Below are 16,899 nucleotides of genomic sequence, written 5' to 3' on the forward strand. Positions count from 1 at the left end.
CATCCTGATAAAACATTATGGCTAAAAATTATTATGAAGAATTAGGGGTTACACGCAAAGCCTCTGCTGATGAAATTAAGAAAGCTTATCGAAAATTAGCTCGTAAATATCATCCTGACATCAGCAAAGAAAAAGATGCCGAAGAAAAGATGCAGGCCATTAATGTTGCCTACGACACGTTAAGCAATGCAGAAAAAAAAGCTGAATATGACCAGATGTTAGATCATCCACAAGGTTTTAATAACTTTGGTCAGGGTGCTGCACAAGGTGGTTTTGATGGAGCACAGTTTTATCGCCAAGGCTTTACAGGTGGTGAGCAAGCAGACTTTAGCGGTTTTGAAGATTTATTTGGTCGCTTTGGTGCAGGATTTGGTGGTGGTCAACAGCAACACCAGAGACAACAGCGTAGTTATCGCGGTGAAGATCAACATGCCAGCATAGAGGTCGATCTTGATATTGCCTATCATGGATCAACGCAACAAATCACCCTACAAATTCCGACCGTAAATGCTTATGGCGAACCTGAAGTTCAACGTAAAACCCTTCAAGTCAAAATACCAAAAGGTATGAAAGAAGGTCAGCAAATCCGATTAAGTGGACAAGGGCAAAGTGGTATCAATGGCGGTGCTAACGGCGATCTCTATATTGAAATACAGTATAAAGATACAGACCGCGTTCATGTCGAAGGCAGTGATGTATATCTGACTGTAGATATCGCTCCGTGGGAAGCAGCGTTAGGTCAAGGTATTGAAGTAAAAACACCTGCTGGATCTTTGCATGTCAATTTACCTCACAATGCAAAACAAGGACAACAGCTACGTTTAAAAGACAAAGGGATACCTAATAAAACACCAGGGCATTTATACTTAATCTTAAATATTGTATTTCCACCTGCACATTCTGAAAAAGAAAAACAAGCCTATCAGCAACTGGCAGAAGCCTTTGCTTCATTCGAACCTCGTTCATCTCATTAGGGAGCAAGATTATGACAACCATTCATTATCGAGAAATTGTATATGACGGCCATACCTTTAGTGCTGAGGTCGTTGATGAACAATCCACATTTGATCTACAAGAATTCGCTCAAGCTTGTGGTCAAAGTCCAGACTGGATTATTCAGTTAATTGAATATGATATTTTATCGGTCAATACCGCACCTGAAACCCATCAGTTTATGGGCGAAGATGTCTCTCGTGCTCGTAAAGCTTATCGTCTACAACGTGACTTTGACGCAAGTTTGGCGGCAGTTGCAGTGATGTTAGATTTGATTGATGAAGTACAGCAATTAAGGAAAGAGTTGAAGCATTTTCATTAAGATTTTTTGAAGCATAGCTTGAGCTAAAGGTCATCCTTAGCCTGCCCATTATCTAAATAATATTGTTTTTGCAATAAAATTAGTTAGATGCTGGTAGTGAACAGGTTCTAAGGATGACAAATGCTTTTGGTTACTTTGGGCGAAACCAAAGTAACGAATTAGCTATAACTATTTGATATATTAATGAGAAGACTCCGTCGTGCAAAAATAAAAAATTATTTCAACCGAGTAATCTTTTCCACTTCCTTCAAAGTCTGCTTAATCGGTTCATATTCCAAAAACCAAAATAAATTCATCCGATCTTGACGGTGTTGCTGAGCTAATAAATCAATGACGCTTCGTTCACCTCGCCCCACCAAATGCTGCCGATAGAAATAGTACAATAGAAAAATCGTACTAAGCAGCATGACCCCGAGCATAATCCAGAAACCAACTGGCGATTTAAGACCTGGAATAAACTCAAAATTCATTCCATAAATACCAGTTAAAAGAGTAAGAGGTGCAAAAACGGCGGTGATAATTGCAAGAATCCGCATGTTTTCATTGGTCTGGTTCGCAATGGCTGAAAAATGCAGATCAATTGCGGACTGAATTGCGCTACGCAATCGCAAAGTATGTTTTTGAATACGTTCAACATGACTCATTAAATCATTTAAACGTACCAGTAAAATATCTTGTGAATTGTGGATATGCTTGCCAATCACGTGGTGGTAATTTTCTACGATTTCATCTCTAAACTCTTGCAAGCTTTCAATTTGCTCCTCGCATAGATTTTCCACTTGCTGAAATGCCATATTCTCATGAAATAATTGATGCCATTGTTTAAAACGACGATTACCCTGAAGCAATTGCTGTTGCCAATGCTCTACTCTTCTCGTCAATGGCGAGCGGATATCAAGATAGCCATCAATCATACTGTTTAACAGCCGTAACGATAAATCGATCGGTGAATTTGGCAATTTACGGGTTTTGTTTTGCTCTTCTAAGGTTCTACATAAAATATTATCAAGACGTTGAATATAATTTTCAATCGACTTATTTCCCTGCTCACGCACACTAATCAGCACATCTGGTGTCAAAATAAAGCTAATTGGTGTAGTCGCCAAACCAAAAACACTGTCTTGGGATTCAGCAGGTTTAATTTCATCATCAGGCGTAACCAGCTTTTTAAAAATCAGTAAGTCATATTCTTCAAGCGTGTCAAAGGCGCAAGGATGTTCAATATTCGAGATATCCCGCATATGGAACTCATTAATAACTACGCCTGAAAGCTTTTGAATCTCTTGTTGCCATTCTTCATTATGATTGACCACATCCGTTCTGAGACTATCAATCCAGAAAAACTCTAGAACATGTTCACTATGCTGTTCACGGCTTAAAAAGACATAGCCGTCGCTTTGATGGCGATAAAAGTAATAAACCTGCATACCACAACGATCTGTTTTTGTATTACTTGCATCATGCCATAAAAAAAGTCCGCATCAAGCGGACTTTTTCATGTCACTAGAACAATTATGCTTGTTCAATGTCTTTCATAGTCAATTTAATACGACCACGATTATCAACATCAGCAACTTGTACTTTCACTTCCTGACCTTCTTTAAGAACATCAGTTACGTTCGCAATACGTTCATTTGAAATTTGCGAAATGTGAAGAAGACCATCAGTACCCGGCATGATGTTTACAAACGCACCGAATTCTACAATACGGATTACTTTACCGTCATAGATCTTACCTGGTTCAACTTCAGCAGTAAGTGCTTGAATTTTTGCAATCGCAGCACGAGCAGCAGCTTTAGTTTCACCAAATACGCGAACTGTACCATTGTCTTCAATATCAATTGCAGCTTTAGTTTCTTCAGTAATGGCACGAATCGTTGCACCGCCTTTACCAATAACATCACGGATCTTGTCTGGATTGATGTTAATGACTTCAAATGTCGGTGCATGAGCGCTGATTTCAGGACGAGCACGTGAAATGACTTTATTCATTTCGTTAAGGATGTGCATACGACCAGCAAATGCTTGGTTTAATGCAGCTTCCATAATTTCTTCAGTAATACCTTCAATCTTGATGTCCATTTGAAGAGCAGTAATACCGTTTGCAGAACCTGCTACTTTAAAGTCCATATCACCTAAGTGATCTTCATCACCCAAGATGTCAGAAAGTACTGCAAAACGCTCACCTTCTTTCACTAAGCCCATTGCGATACCAGCAACTGGTGCTTTAAGTGGAACACCCGCATCCATAAGTGATAATGATGCACCACATACAGAAGCCATTGAAGATGAACCGTTAGATTCAGTAATGTCAGATACAATACGAATAACATACGGGAAGCGGTCAGCAGCAGGAAGAACTGCTTGAACACCACGACGTGCTAAACGGCCATGACCAATTTCACGACGCTTAGGACCAGATTCACGACCTGTTTCACCTACAGAATATGCAGGGAAGTTGTAGTGCAACATGAAATTGTCAGTTTTAGTACCTGACAATGTATCAACCATGAGTGCATCACGAGTATTACCCAAAGTTGTTGTTACCAACGCTTGAGTTTCACCACGTGTAAATAATGCAGAACCGTGAGCACGGTCTAATACACCAACTTGAACGTCGATACCACGAACAGTTTTAGTATCACGACCATCAATACGTGGTTTACCTGACAAGATGTTGTCACGTACTGTACGGTATTTAAGGTCTTCAAATAATTCGTTTACTTCGTCAGCAATACCAGTTTCGTCATTTTCAGGAACGAACTGAGCTACAGCTTCTGCATAAAGTGCATCAAGTGCTGCATAACGATCTTGTTTAACCGCAATCGTATATGCTTCAGAAATTTTAGCTTCGAAAGCTGCTTTTAATTGCTCAAGAAGAGCTTCGTTTTTGCTTGGAGCAACCCAAGTTGATTCAACTGCACCAGCAGCAGCAGCAAATTCTTTAATTGCTTGAACAGCAATTTGCATTTCGTCATGGCCGAAAAGTACAGCACCTAACATTTGGTCTTCTGAAAGTTCTTTCGCTTCAGATTCAACCATCAGTACCGCAGATTCAGTACCCGCAACCACAAGATCAAGATCACTTTCTTTCAATTGTTCGTGGGTTGGGTTAAGAATGTATTCGCCGTTGATTAAACCAACACGTGCGCCTGCAATTGGACCACGGAATGGAACAGCTGCAATTGACATTGCAGCTGAAGCACCGATCATTGCAGCAATGTCAGCATCCATAGTCTTATCAGAAGAAACAACAGTCGCTGTCACTTGGATTTCGTTATAGAAACCTTCTGGGAACAATGGACGAATTGGACGGTCAATAAGACGTGAAATTAAAGTTTCAGCTTCAGACTGACGACCTTCACGTTTACCATAACCACCTGGGATACGACCCGCAGCATATTGTTTTTCTTGATAGTTAACTGTTAACGGGAAGAAGTCCTGACCCGCTTTTGCTTTAGGTTGAGCAACTACTGCAACTAAAACAGTTACGCCGCCCATTGTAACTAAAACTGTATTTGCTTGACGTGCAACACGACCTGTTTCTAAAACAACAGTGTGTTGACCATATTGGAATTCTTTACGAACGATATTAAACATTGACATGTATTGTATTTTCCTAATTTTATTCTAGTGAGACCCCTAAGGTTTGGCATTCAGACTACACCGATTGGTAGATAAATGACAAAGCTTAGAAGCCATCACACTAGGCCAAAAATTTTAAATAATGTTAAAAGTTAAACGCAAAGAAGGAGCGCACAAGCGCCCCTTCTAAAAATCACTTAATCTAAAATTAAGTGAAACTCTCTTTTCAGCGATAAAGCATTGCGACATGCGAAATAGCGAAAACAAAGTGAAAATCGAATTAACGACGTAAACCTAAAGCACCGATCAAAGCAGTGTAACGACCGTGGTCTTTACCATTTAAATAGTCAAGCAATTTACGACGTTGGTTAACCATACGAATCAAACCACGACGGCTATGATGGTCGTGTTTGTGAGCTTTAAAGTGACCTTGTAAATCATTGATTTGAGCAGTCAATAAAGCTACTTGTACTTCTGGTGAACCAGTGTCATTTTCAGCGCGAGCAAATTTAGCAATGATCTCTGCGCGGTCTGCATTAGTTAAAGCCATTCGATTTCTCCGAGATGCTTAAAAAAAGTAAACGATATGAATCAGTTGAGGCAACTGACTGCCGTGCATCACTACAGCAAGTCGCCTATTTTAAGGTATCTATAGGTGGATTGCAAAATAGTTTTCAGTAACTTGTCATTTTAGACACTGACATCGGCATATTAACTCTGCACACTACCCTTGAATAAAAAGAAAGAAGCGCGAGGAACGTGTGAAAATTTTTTCAACCAACACTTGTCCAGTACCGGACAAAATTGAGCAAGTTATTCGTCGTAAAGATGAGGTTGCTGCTGAACAGGGTGGAATGACTGAGCGCCAGATTCAAAAAATCTGGAACAGTGTAGAAGCATTATATAAAACCGGAAATTATCCACTCATTACTTTTTGTCTACGTCGACAAGGTAAAATTTTGCTGAACCGAAGCATTGGATATGCTCAGGGGAACTCTCCAGCAGGACTACAGGAGAATGCCTTGATTGCGACTCCAGATACACCCGTTTGCCTGTTTTCAGCATCAAAGATGATCACCGCCATGCTAATTCATCTATTAGATGAAAAAGGCGAAATCAATTTGCTTGATCCTGTGAGCTACTATATTCCGGAATATGGCGTAAATGGTAAACGCCGTGCGACTATCTTTCATTTATTAGCACATCGTGGCGGCATTCCCTATATAGACGGCGATGTCACACCCGAATTACTCTTCGATAAAGATCAAATTTTAAAACGTTTATATGCTGCCAAGCCTGTATCCCCTGCTGGTAACCACCTTGCCTATCATGCTGTTACGGCGGGTTATATTTTAGGAGAAGTGATTGAGCGGGTGACTGGGCAAGATTTACGTGATTTTGTGCATCAAACTATCGAAAAACCGATGGGAATGCCTTATTTCAACTATGGTTTAAAACCAGAATACCGCTCAGAGGTTGCTTTAAACTGTGCAACAGGTCTACACCCTCGTCTTGGTACCGACCACTACCTGAACCATGTGTTAGGTGGAGGGTTGCAACTTGCAGTTGATGTCACTAACGACAACCGTTTTATGGACACAATTTGCCCAGCCGGAAACATCTATACCAGCGCAGAACAAGCTGGACGTTTCTTTGAAATGCTTTTAAGTGGAGGAAGCTATGGCGGTCAGCAAATCTTCAGTGAGAAAACGATTTTCAGGGCAACACTGCCGACTACAGGCGTTAACATTGATCGTACTTTATTAATTCCAATGCGCTATGCCTTAGGACCAATGTTAGGTAGTAACCCTGTAGGTCTTTTCGGTCCAATGACAGGACAAGCTTTTGGCCATTTAGGGTTCTCTAATATTTTATGTTGGGCCGACCCTGAAAGAGATATAAGTGTGTCTCTGTTAACAACGGGCAAATCTGTCGTGGGAACGCACCTCCCTGCTTTAGCCAACGTGCTTTATCAGATTTCAACACAATGTCCACGCATCCCTAGAGACCAGCGCCGATCTTTGTTTGGTAGCGACTCACACGAAACTAACTTAGTGTAAAAGCAAATAAAAAACCCAAGCATTTCTGCTTGGGTTTTTTGCGCTGTAGTTTTTGTTTATCGTGTTATTTCTGTTTTTATTATCGTTGGTGAGATGCTAGTCACATCCTTCTTGTTGTTTTAACTCACTTCCAGTGTCTTTGTTTCTATTTCCTTATGTGATGTATTGTGACACATCCAATTATGAAGAAAAGTAGTATTTTTCTTATCATCATGTAAGTAAAAACGTACAGGTCTGTATAATATTTAGTAAATAACCATTTTTAACATTTAACGTACAGTTCTGTATAACATATAACTTAACAATTCACAGGAAAAATGGCTGTTTAAAAATCATATTACAGATAAATATATTGATATTAATTTTTAAAAGAAAACATATTAAATAGAGGTCTAAAACAGATCTTTTTTGATAATTTTTTAGAAGTAAATTAAAACGTGAATATAAAAAAGCCCTGTAGTCTCTCCCAAAACTACAAGGCTTAGCGGCTGTAAGTTTCCTCTTTATACACCTACTTCATTGTAAGTTCGCAGTCTCTCGACTTAAGCTATTATTATTGTGCGATTTTGCCCGACATTCCGTGCCAAGCTCGTTGTGTGTTTATAATCTCAAAAACGTGGGGTGTACTCTAGCAGCAAATATCTCGAATCTATGTAAGCTTTTTCTTACAAGGGTAAAAATATTAAGTTTGTCTTAACGAACTAACCGATTAACTTTCTGAACTAAACCACTTTTTCGTGTAGTACGAACTGTAAATGCCTGAACTAAAGCTTCTGGATGAACCAAAAGACTCACTACTTTTTTAGCTCGTGTAATCGCAGTGTAAATAAGCTCTTGGCTTAATAAATTCTTTGCAGCCTGATCAAGAACCACAGCAGTATGTGTAAATTCAGATCCTTGCGACTTATGAATTGTTAAAGCAAATGCACTTTGAATACTTTTAGGTAATCGGTTTGCCGCCACCCACTTATTTAAACTTGGAAAATATACTTCAAATTGCTGTGGCTGGGTTCTATGCTCAAAACATAAACCAATGTCTCCATTTGAAATACCAAGTTGATAGTCGTTATAAGTCATCATCACTGGACGACCTACATACCATCCACCCACTGTAACTATTGATAACTGTTGTTGTAACCAGCGCTGCGCATACTGGTTTAACTGTTGTAAGCCAAATGGGCCATGACGGACCGCCGTTAAAATACGGTAGTCATCGAATGCTATTACTACGTTTTGAACCTGTTCAATCGAGCGTTCTTCTTTTAAATAATTTTTTAGGCTCTTTACATAGCCTTGGAAACCTAACATGAGTTTCTGATAATAAATTTCGACTTCTGTGTGATTCCCTTCCGGTAAATACTCAAGCTGAACCACATCTGGCATGTCATTTTGTAAAACTATAGGCTTTAATTCAGAGACCTCAACAATATCAATCACAAATTGCTGCAAAACCACTTCATGATTTTGTTGATAGGTTTGTGCCTGAATAAATTTAGCAACTTGCCCAATCAACGCCCCTTCAGCGAAACGACGACTGGTTTGTAATTGTACTCTGTTGTCGGCTAGTGCCTGTATTTGTTGCAAGTCAGCAAGAACCGCACCTACATCAACGGAAGCAAGCTGATTTGCATCCCCTAATAAAATAATTCGACAAGACTCTGGCACAGCCTCCAATAGAAGAGTGGCTAGATTTAAATCCAGCATGGAAGCCTCATCCACCACAATCACATCGTAAGGAAGCGGTTGTTTTTGATTAAACCGTGGTGTTTGGCTATGCCCCATTCCCAATAAACGATGAATCGTTTGTGTTCCCTGATTTCTGAGCTCTTCACTCATTAATCCGGACTCAAGCAATTTAGGGTCATTAAATGAGTTTTGTAGCGCTTCTTGCATGCGCTGTGCTGCTTTACCCGTTGGAGCAGCCATCGCCACACGAATATGCGGAATTGCTTGGCTAAGCACAGCAATAATACGTGCAAGTGTATAGGTCTTACCTGTACCCGGCCCACCCGTAATAATACTGAGGCTCTGCCGAGCAACCATTTGCAAAGCTGCCTGCTGATGAGGGTCTGTGAGTAAGCTTATATAGTCATCACAAGATACAGGCTGAATTAATTGTTGCTTTAATCGACAAATTTGTTCTGCAAGGCGTTGCTCTAAGTGCCAATATCGGTATAATGCCAACCCCTGCTCATCGTAGACGCATGGTGCAACTTTTGAAGTCGCTTGATCGGCTGATATAGCAAGTTGACCAAGTGCTGCAATTTGCTCTGGACTGACATCGATACAGCTATCACCTTGCAAGCTAGCTTCAATAAGCTGCTGCAAATAAGAAGCGGTATCTGGCACTTGTGATTGCTCAGTAAATGGAGCCTGATTTAAGAAGTTACTCCAAGTCGTTAACCAGCTTAAATCAGCTTGTTCAGGGCTATTTAGATTGTCCACACACTTATCCACCTAGTTTTCCACACGCTTGTCCACATGGTTGTAGACAGGTTTATCCACATGCCAAATATTTGTTAATCTTAAAATTACCTAACTTATCAGCATTTTTCATGCGATTTTATCCTCAGCAAAATACCCCAAAATGGCATCAAGACGCAGAATAAACTCAATGCTAGGTTGCCAGTAATAATACCCCTGCTCTGCTTCACCATTCATGCCACGCAAATAAAGATAAGTCGCCCCACCTAAATGTTGCTCAATTTGGTAATCCTGCATTTTGACTTGCAAATAGCGATGTAATGCCACCAAGTATAGACCCGCCTGTAGCCAGTAACTTGCCAAAGACATGCTTTGTGCAATGTTATCGCTACGATAATCAGCAAGATCATCTCCTAAATAATTACTTTTATAATCGGCAATGTGATAGCGCTGCCCATCAAAATAAACCAAGTCAATAGAACCATTGAGATAACGGGCCGAACGCGCTTCAAGTAATTCCGGCATATTCAGACCATATTCAGCAAAGAGTTGCTGAACACGAGTCATGGCTAAAACCCGATCTGATAATGCCAAATAAAAAGGAAACTCCGACAAATGCTGCTCTGGTTGAAGTTGGTTCAATCGGAAGCCCTGATAGAGTGGCGTTCGTAAAACATCTTGCAACCACTGTGCAACTGACTGATAAAGCAGATTCTCGGCGTCGTCTTCCTCTGGGAAGCTCTCTTTATATTTACTGAGTAAATCTTGCCAAAGACTACTATAGTCATTTTTAAAACGACGACGTATTTCTATGATCCAATCATCTGAACATTGAAAATCGATATGCTCAAAAATTTCATGCAGGAAATTACCAGCAAGCGTTCCTCGCGGAAAGTTACTCTTTATCCAGTCAATCGGCTGAGCACTTATTGTCTCAACAGTGTTGACTAAATCCAGCTCATCTTCTGCTAATACAGCATCATTGCTCTGACTCGCCAATAAATCTGTGCCAACCTTATGTTTTAAATGTTGAGCCAAATAACTAAAACTGGTTTTTCCTCTTGAATAGAAGCGTTGTTCAGGAAAGCGTTGTGCTTGTAGTTCAATAATACTGGTTTGCTTAGCTAAATGAATTGCTTGAGGCATCTGCTCCAAAACCATTTCATCTGTACAGCAATGGTGCTGAAAAGGCTCATTCCTATTTTTCCAGAAAGCTAAGCCTGAAACCGATTTACCATCAGCATCTTGTAAAACTGCATACACGCGATGACTTGCTCGCGTTAGAGCCACATACCAAAGGCGATTCTGTTCAGCGAGCGCTCTTTCTTCGTGCTGCTTAAGTTCAATTTCATTCAAATATGTCTTGTCAGCAATGGCAACTACACGTTGAGTTAACATCTGACTTGAGTCTGGCTGGACTACATCTTGGGTCGAAAAATTCAGAGTTTTATTATTTTCTCGAAACGGCTTGTCTGCCCCCAACAAAAAAACGATTTTAAACTCCAGTCCTTTTGACTGGTGAATTGTCATGAGCTGAACGCCAGCTTCACTCGACAATTTACGTTCTAGCTCCCAATCACGGTCAAGAGGAGAACGCAACTGTTTCAGATACCAATGATAAAGGTTTTGTGCTCCTGAGTATTTCTCACTGTGCTGACTCAAAATTTCAGTTAAATGACGCAAGTTCACCACAACCCGTTCATTATCTTTACTTTGAGCAGCCACCAAATTTTGCCAGATATCAAACTGGCTTAAACATTGTTGCCATGCAACTAAAAAGCCCTGACTAGACCACAGCTCTCTAATGCTATCAAAACCAGTCATGAACAGGCTTAAGCCTTCTGCTGTCTGCTCAAGTTGCAACAGTTGCTTCAAGTCCATGGCAAACAGGCGGCTAATTAAAGCCCGCTTCACTTTTGCCTCATCGTAAGGATGAAGTATTGCTGTCAGTAAAGCACCGACGTCTTGAGCAATCGTGCAATCAAAAACACTTCGTTTCGATGGACGATTAACCCGAATTCCTAAACGCTCTAGCTCATATTGAACTTTATCAAGCCCATCATGATTACGAGACAATACCGCAATATCATCTTCGTTTAAGGCTTGAGTCTGAGAATCTTTTTGAAAATAGAGTTGTCCAGCATGTGACTGGTTGAGTAAGTCCCGAATCTTCCATGCAACTTGCTGTGCTTCCGTTTCTTTATCTTTGAGCATCAACCAACGCAAAGGATGAGGATTATTATTGTTGTGTTCAATCAGCGCAGGATGAGGCCGAGTCCCTGCCCGAATTGGGTCATATTGAACCTGTTCACCAAAATCGATTTGCCGTTGAAATAACGCATCGACAACTTCAACCAGATCGGCTACCGAACGGTGGTTATGAATTAACTTGTATTCACGACCATGTTTAGCTTGAATATCCTTATAGGCATTTAGGAAGGTGAGCATATCCCCACCACGGAAACCGTAAATTGCCTGTTTTCGGTCACCCACCATAATCATGCAGCCTTTTTGATAACGCTGCGGATGGCGCCAGATACTGGCGAGCATGTCGTCTTGATCTTGGTTAGTGTCTTGAAATTCATCGACCAAAATTAAGGGATAACGCGCCTGAACAAATACTGCAAAACGTTGTCCCTGCTCGCCCTTTAAAGCATCAGACAGTGTACGGATTTGCTGAGAAAAGGTCGTTTCGCCTTTATTTTGTAAAACCTGCGGTAGTCGTTTTTTAACTTCGACACACAAATAGGCCTTCAAATAAATATGAAGCTGGTCGAACTGCTCAGCATAGTTTTTAAGCACGCTAAAGAGTTGCTGGATCTGCTGAACTGTAGGGTGTTGATAGAATCCATCTGAAATTTCGGCCGGACATTTTTTAAAAACTTTCTGATCGGCAATTTGACCTAAAAATTTAAAAACAAGTTCTCGCTGGGCAGATAGCGACCCATCAAAAACTAAAATAATGTCGCTTTGCGTTAAAACTTGCAGTAGCTGCGGTAAACATTCACTAAATAGTTTATTAAAAGCGCCGTTTCGAAATACCGTACCGCTCACATGCTTATAGTATTCGCCATCAAGCTGGTAATAGTGCTCTAAAAGGCTTAAGTCAATTTCTGTGGCTAACTGTTTGAGCTGAGCAAGTTGTTCAAACTGAATGGTAGGTTTTTCGGGAAGTTTAAAATGTGCAGAACTAAAATTAAGCGAGTCTTCTACTAATTTGACAAAACTATCTACACTCTTGAGCTCACCTGCCAGATACAAAGCATCAATTACAGTTTGAGGTTGAGACTGTATCCATTCACGTAGCACATCATGAATGAGTTGTCGGCTATAGGTTTTTGCATCATCGGTAATTTGAGCACGTTCAATTTTGCCACTCTCAAAAGCAAACTCACGCAAGAGTTTTTGGCTAAAGCTATCGAGTGTTCCAACAAATAGCTCATCGAACTGATCTATAACTAATTTTAAACGCTCACACGCATAGGCAATACGCGTCGCGAAGCTTTTTAAAATGTGTTGGAGTAACAAATCAGGCTCTTGCTCAGCCTGCATAATTAATTCGTGTTCTGTAAAACTGCGTTTCGTCTCTAAATAACGATACGTTTCGACCAAACGGGCACGAATACGACTTTTTAGTTCGGCAGCGGCAGCACGCGTAAATGTGGTCGCAATGACTTGTCGAGGCAAGTATTTTTCAAGAAAAATACGGACCATCAAGCTCGATAAAGTATAAGTTTTTCCTGTACCTGCTGAAGCTTCAATTAAGTGTAATCCACTAAAATCAATATCAATAATAGGTTGATAAGACACCTGTACTCTTGAGTTCATGTCTTACTCCGAATGTTGAAATTGAAAAACTGGATGATACAGATCATACGCAAATTCATCGCAAGCATGTTGAAGCAAAGCTTGCGCATCTTGTTCTTGTAAAATAAAGCTCCAGTCTTTATGCAGCTTACAAGCTTCATTTTGAGTCATATCCATCGTGGTAAATGACCCTGTTTCATTCCAGTATTTTAACAGCTCAGCATAGCTCTTCTCATCCAGTTTTGCTTTTTCTGCCTGATTTACTGTTTCCCACTGATATGCTTTGGCTTTTTCTAGTGGTTTTAATAATAAGGCTGCTGGCAAAACTAGTGGTTGTTGTTGTGCGTAACGCCAGATTTTAAACCATGGTTGTAAATATTGCCGAGCCTGTTCAGAACTCACTCCACTACAAATCACGGTTTGATCACTAAAAATCACAATACGGCGTTTTTCAGCTCCTGCATTTCCCTCATTAAGATAAGCCAACCAGAGTAGGTATTCTAACCAGACTTTCGCACGTCTTTTTGCCCGTGCGCTTGAAGGTTCCATACTGACCCAATCCTGAGTTTCAGACTTTGGAACAGTAATATTCATATGAAGCTGTTTAGCAATTCGCCAAACTCGCTGGGTCGTTTCAGTTACCGCTGGTGCATAATGATGGAGGCGTTCAAGCAAACATTCTTGTTCAAAAACACCTTGCTGCCACGCGCTATATTTGACTTTACCAACAGGCAATTGATCAAGTAATACCTCAGGTTGTGCTTGTTGATCCGATTGCTGTAAAAAATGTCGAATTGCATAACGACCTAAACCATCTAGTAATAAGGGTTCATTTTGGTCGAGCAGTCCGACACTTCCTAAGTTTTCGACACCCAAAGTTTTCAAATATAACCGTGCAGGGAACGTCACATCCTGTATCCATTGCTGGCTATCTAAAACCAACATGTCAGGCGCTTGTAGCGGATAGGTCGTATTCGCCCAAGGTTGACGGTTTCCTGAAACTTGCTGAATTTGTGAAGCAACCTTAAACCAATGATCTTGGTAACGAACACCTCTTTTTTCTACAGTAAAACCTTTCGGATCGAAGGGCTGTAAATGGTGGAGGTGATACAGTTGTTTTAACTGGGATGGAATCTCGATCCCTTCAATAACTACATTTTCAGGTACATCGTCTTCGGCTTTTACAATTAAGGCAAGGTGCTCACGGAACTCTTGAAGAATACTGGAAGGCTCTCTCACCTCGCCATCGTTCACATCAAATCCGTTATAAAACAGCCATAAATTTTCTTGGGCTAATAATAAAGCATCTAAAAAAGCACCCTGATCATCTTCAAGACGAGAGCGGTCTCCTAACTGTTGGCGCAGTGCATCCATTAAATCAAATGGAACGTGTGTATCACGGTTTGGGAATTGCCCTGCATCAAGATTTAACATCACCATTAAGCGATAAGGTAGCGGCCGAATATGTCCAATTTGGGCAAAGGTAATCTGCCCAGTCGGTTCAGCTTGTGCACTTTGGCTTTCTAATGTGCGCTGAATTTCTTCAATAATATAAGGCAAAGGTAACGTAATTTTGCGCAAAGTTCCTGTTTCTGTCTCGGCGTAATAACTTGCGAGCGTCAACATTCGTTCTTGTTTTTTGACAATTTCCCGAACAGCTTTTAAAGCAGCAACACCCACCTGCTCAAATTCGACAATATCTTTACCCAGTACTTGGAGCCAATATTCAACCGTATAGACTTGCCCCTGTTCATGCAGGGTTAACCAATCACGGCGCTCATTCAAATCTTGATAAATCTGAATGAGTGTACCAATCAACTCAAAATCACCTGGTTGAACTTTGGCATAACTCAGCACCTGATTAAATGTTTCATGTACAGGCACAGCAATACCAAGCGCCAATCGCTCTAAAGCAAATTTAAAACTATATCGATAATCGTCATCACCCTCACATAGACTGCGCTTGAGATGCTCTGCATCAAGCCCTCGTTTAAAGCCTGCATCGGCAAGTAAATTTAAAATTCGCTCAACCTGAACATATTCAAGTTCGTATCGTTGCTGGGTCGCATGCAAGCTTAACCAGTCAGCAAAATCATCAAAGCTAAAACGTCCTTGCATCAGCTGAATACGCCCAATCACGGCACGCCAAGCATTTAATGCATCGAGTGAGGCAACACCTGCAATTTTCACTGGCAAATGCACACCCTGCTCAGTGGCAGTTGCAGGAAATACACTCCGAATTAAAGGCTCTATGTCGGTCAAATTAGGAACTAAAACTAAAATATCATTTGGACGACGCGGCTGCTCATGTGCTTTGGCCAACCAACCAATCAATTGCTCTTTTAGTACTTCAAGCTGACGTAAAGTAGAATGGCAAACATGGATCTGAATAGAGTCATCGTCTGGAGCAAGCTCATATTGCTTAGCTTGGGGTTCCACCAAATGCAAAATATCGGACTGAACTTTACCGAGTAAACTTTCAGGGAAATCATCCACAAAAGCATCAACCCATTTACCCTCTTCACCCGTAGATAAATTTGATAATAGCGAAAAGTGGTCGCGGGCTTGTTTACCCAATCTTGTTAAAAGTGGATGTCTGGACTCACGTGCTTCAGCATTAAAGTTGAGTGTAAATTTATTAAAGAAATCGCTAATTTCAGCATCCGTTGCCTTAGGGTTTTTCGCAATAAAGCGCTCTTTCACCCCTAAGTCATAATGCTGTTTCCAGAGTGGATCGACGCTATCCGCCCAATATTCTTGCGAAGGGTTATAGTGCAAAATTAGCACATCAATATATTGCCCTAAACGACGTAAGAACTGTAACTGGCTTGGTGGTAGATCCAATAATGTAAAGATCACCACCTGATGAGGTAATCTTGAAATAGCCCATTTACTGCGATCTGAATGTTCGATTTCTTGCCAAAACAACGCATCAATTTGCTGCATCTGCAAAAAGTCATCATGAAAATGTTGCTGCCACAACCACCGCTGCCAACGTTCTAACTCTTGAGTTTGATGCAATGCAAAAGCAGTAACCTCTTCGTCTTTTTGCACAATATATTTTTCAATATCGAGCGCTCGCCCTTGCCCCCAAGCAGCCAACCAGTTCTCTGGACACGTACAACTATTTTCACAACCACGCTGACACTGTCCACGATAAATCATGTAGTTACTAAATAGATCGGCAACCTGCTCCGCCACCCAATACAGCATTTTTTGTTTTTTAAGTTGTTTATCTATGCCTTGTTCGAGTCGGTCTGCGCTGTCATAAATGCGCTGAACAATAGAATGGAGAGGATGTGAGGTATCTATGCTAATTGCATCAGGTTGTATAAATTCATACAAAGCTTGATGAACCCGCCATTTAAAAATTAAACGGGGGATGTTCGCTTTACGAACCTGTTCTTTATGGGCAGTTAAAACTTGCTGGTAGGCATACCACTGGAAACCTCGTACCCGTTGATGAAACTGGTAATTGGCACTCATGCCTTGCTGTTCTGCAAGTTTCTGTATTAGCCACTGCTCAACCGCAGGACTTGGAACAACAAAATGCTGTGTTTTCAAAACCTGTAAAGGATGCGTTGAAGTTTGCGATGTAGACGCTAATACACCTTGCAACAACACATCAATACGTTGGCTTTGAATAACATGAATCCCCATTTATTTCATATCCTGCTTGCATAATTTATGCACAAAATCATAAACATT

The 16,899-nt window shown here is 40.7% G+C and carries 9 protein-coding genes; 3 read left to right on the top strand and 6 right to left on the bottom strand.

Annotated features, from left to right (window positions below):
- Positions 1-17 precede the first annotated feature (17 nt).
- Together BMW38_RS16955 and BMW38_RS16960 are read left to right on the top strand one after the other, a co-directional pair.
- Positions 18-974 (top strand): DnaJ C-terminal domain-containing protein, encoded by a 957-nt coding sequence (locus tag BMW38_RS16955; RefSeq protein ID WP_092710240.1) that lies wholly within the window; start codon positions 18-20, stop codon positions 972-974.
- Positions 975-985: 11 nt separating this feature from the next.
- Complete coding sequence (locus BMW38_RS16960) at positions 986-1,315, top strand: chaperone modulator CbpM (RefSeq protein WP_004640898.1); 330 nt, start codon at positions 986-988, stop codon at positions 1,313-1,315.
- A 215-nt stretch (positions 1,316-1,530) separates the two neighbouring features.
- On the opposite strand, the gene BMW38_RS16965 is transcribed toward BMW38_RS16960, so the two are convergent.
- The 3 genes from BMW38_RS16965 to rpsO form a co-directional block, all read right to left on the bottom strand.
- Positions 1,531-2,742: a magnesium transporter CorA family protein gene (locus tag BMW38_RS16965; protein WP_092710243.1), complete on the bottom strand. Its 1,212-nt coding sequence runs from the start codon at positions 2,740-2,742 to the stop codon at positions 1,531-1,533.
- A gap of 85 nt (positions 2,743-2,827) precedes the next feature.
- Complete coding sequence (pnp, locus tag BMW38_RS16970) at positions 2,828-4,915, bottom strand: polyribonucleotide nucleotidyltransferase (RefSeq protein ID WP_170834090.1); 2,088 nt, start codon at positions 4,913-4,915, stop codon at positions 2,828-2,830.
- A 265-nt stretch (positions 4,916-5,180) separates the two neighbouring features.
- The gene (rpsO, locus tag BMW38_RS16975; RefSeq protein ID WP_002114951.1) at positions 5,181-5,450 is read right to left on the bottom strand and encodes a 30S ribosomal protein S15; all 270 of its coding nucleotides are present in this window, start codon (positions 5,448-5,450) and stop codon (positions 5,181-5,183) included.
- A 211-nt stretch (positions 5,451-5,661) separates the two neighbouring features.
- Here rpsO and BMW38_RS16980 point away from each other — a divergent pair, with 211 nt between their 5' ends.
- Complete coding sequence (locus BMW38_RS16980) at positions 5,662-6,960, top strand: serine hydrolase domain-containing protein (protein ID WP_092710248.1); 1,299 nt, start codon at positions 5,662-5,664, stop codon at positions 6,958-6,960.
- A gap of 693 nt (positions 6,961-7,653) precedes the next feature.
- Here BMW38_RS16980 and recD read toward each other — a convergent pair.
- The 3 genes from recD to BMW38_RS16995 all read right to left on the bottom strand — a co-directional run bounded on the left by recD (position 7,654) and on the right by BMW38_RS16995 (position 16,851).
- Positions 7,654-9,405: an exodeoxyribonuclease V subunit alpha gene (gene recD / locus BMW38_RS16985; protein ID WP_092710251.1), complete on the bottom strand. Its 1,752-nt coding sequence runs from the start codon at positions 9,403-9,405 to the stop codon at positions 7,654-7,656.
- Positions 9,406-9,513: 108 nt separating this feature from the next.
- A complete protein-coding gene (locus BMW38_RS16990; protein WP_213031192.1) occupies positions 9,514-13,212 on the bottom strand; it encodes a UvrD-helicase domain-containing protein in 3,699 nt (1,232 codons plus the stop codon).
- Positions 13,213-13,215: 3 nt separating this feature from the next.
- A complete protein-coding gene (locus tag BMW38_RS16995) occupies positions 13,216-16,851 on the bottom strand; it encodes an exodeoxyribonuclease V subunit gamma (protein ID WP_092710253.1) in 3,636 nt (1,211 codons plus the stop codon).
- Positions 16,852-16,899: the final 48 nt, after the last annotated feature.

Origin of the sequence: Acinetobacter sp. yr461, from assembly GCF_900110445.1 — a bacterium.
Taxonomy (GTDB): Bacteria; Pseudomonadota; Gammaproteobacteria; order Pseudomonadales; family Moraxellaceae; genus Acinetobacter; species Acinetobacter calcoaceticus.

Bases quoted from the DNA above. Each gene is read 5' to 3' on its own strand.
- BMW38_RS16955 (WP_092710240.1), top strand. From the start codon at position 18: ATGGCTAAAAATTATTATGAAGAATTAGGGGTTACACGCAAAGCCTCT.
- BMW38_RS16960 (WP_004640898.1), top strand. From the start codon at position 986: ATGACAACCATTCATTATCGAGAAATTGTATATGACGGCCATACCTTT.
- BMW38_RS16965 (WP_092710243.1), bottom strand. From the start codon at position 2,742: ATGCAGGTTTATTACTTTTATCGCCATCAAAGCGACGGCTATGTCTTT.
- pnp (WP_170834090.1), bottom strand. From the start codon at position 4,915: ATGTTTAATATCGTTCGTAAAGAATTCCAATATGGTCAACACACTGTT.
- rpsO (WP_002114951.1), bottom strand. From the start codon at position 5,450: ATGGCTTTAACTAATGCAGACCGCGCAGAGATCATTGCTAAATTTGCT.
- BMW38_RS16990 (WP_213031192.1), bottom strand. From the start codon at position 13,212: ATGAACTCAAGAGTACAGGTGTCTTATCAACCTATTATTGATATTGAT.
- BMW38_RS16995 (WP_092710253.1), bottom strand. From the start codon at position 16,851: ATGGGGATTCATGTTATTCAAAGCCAACGTATTGATGTGTTGTTGCAA.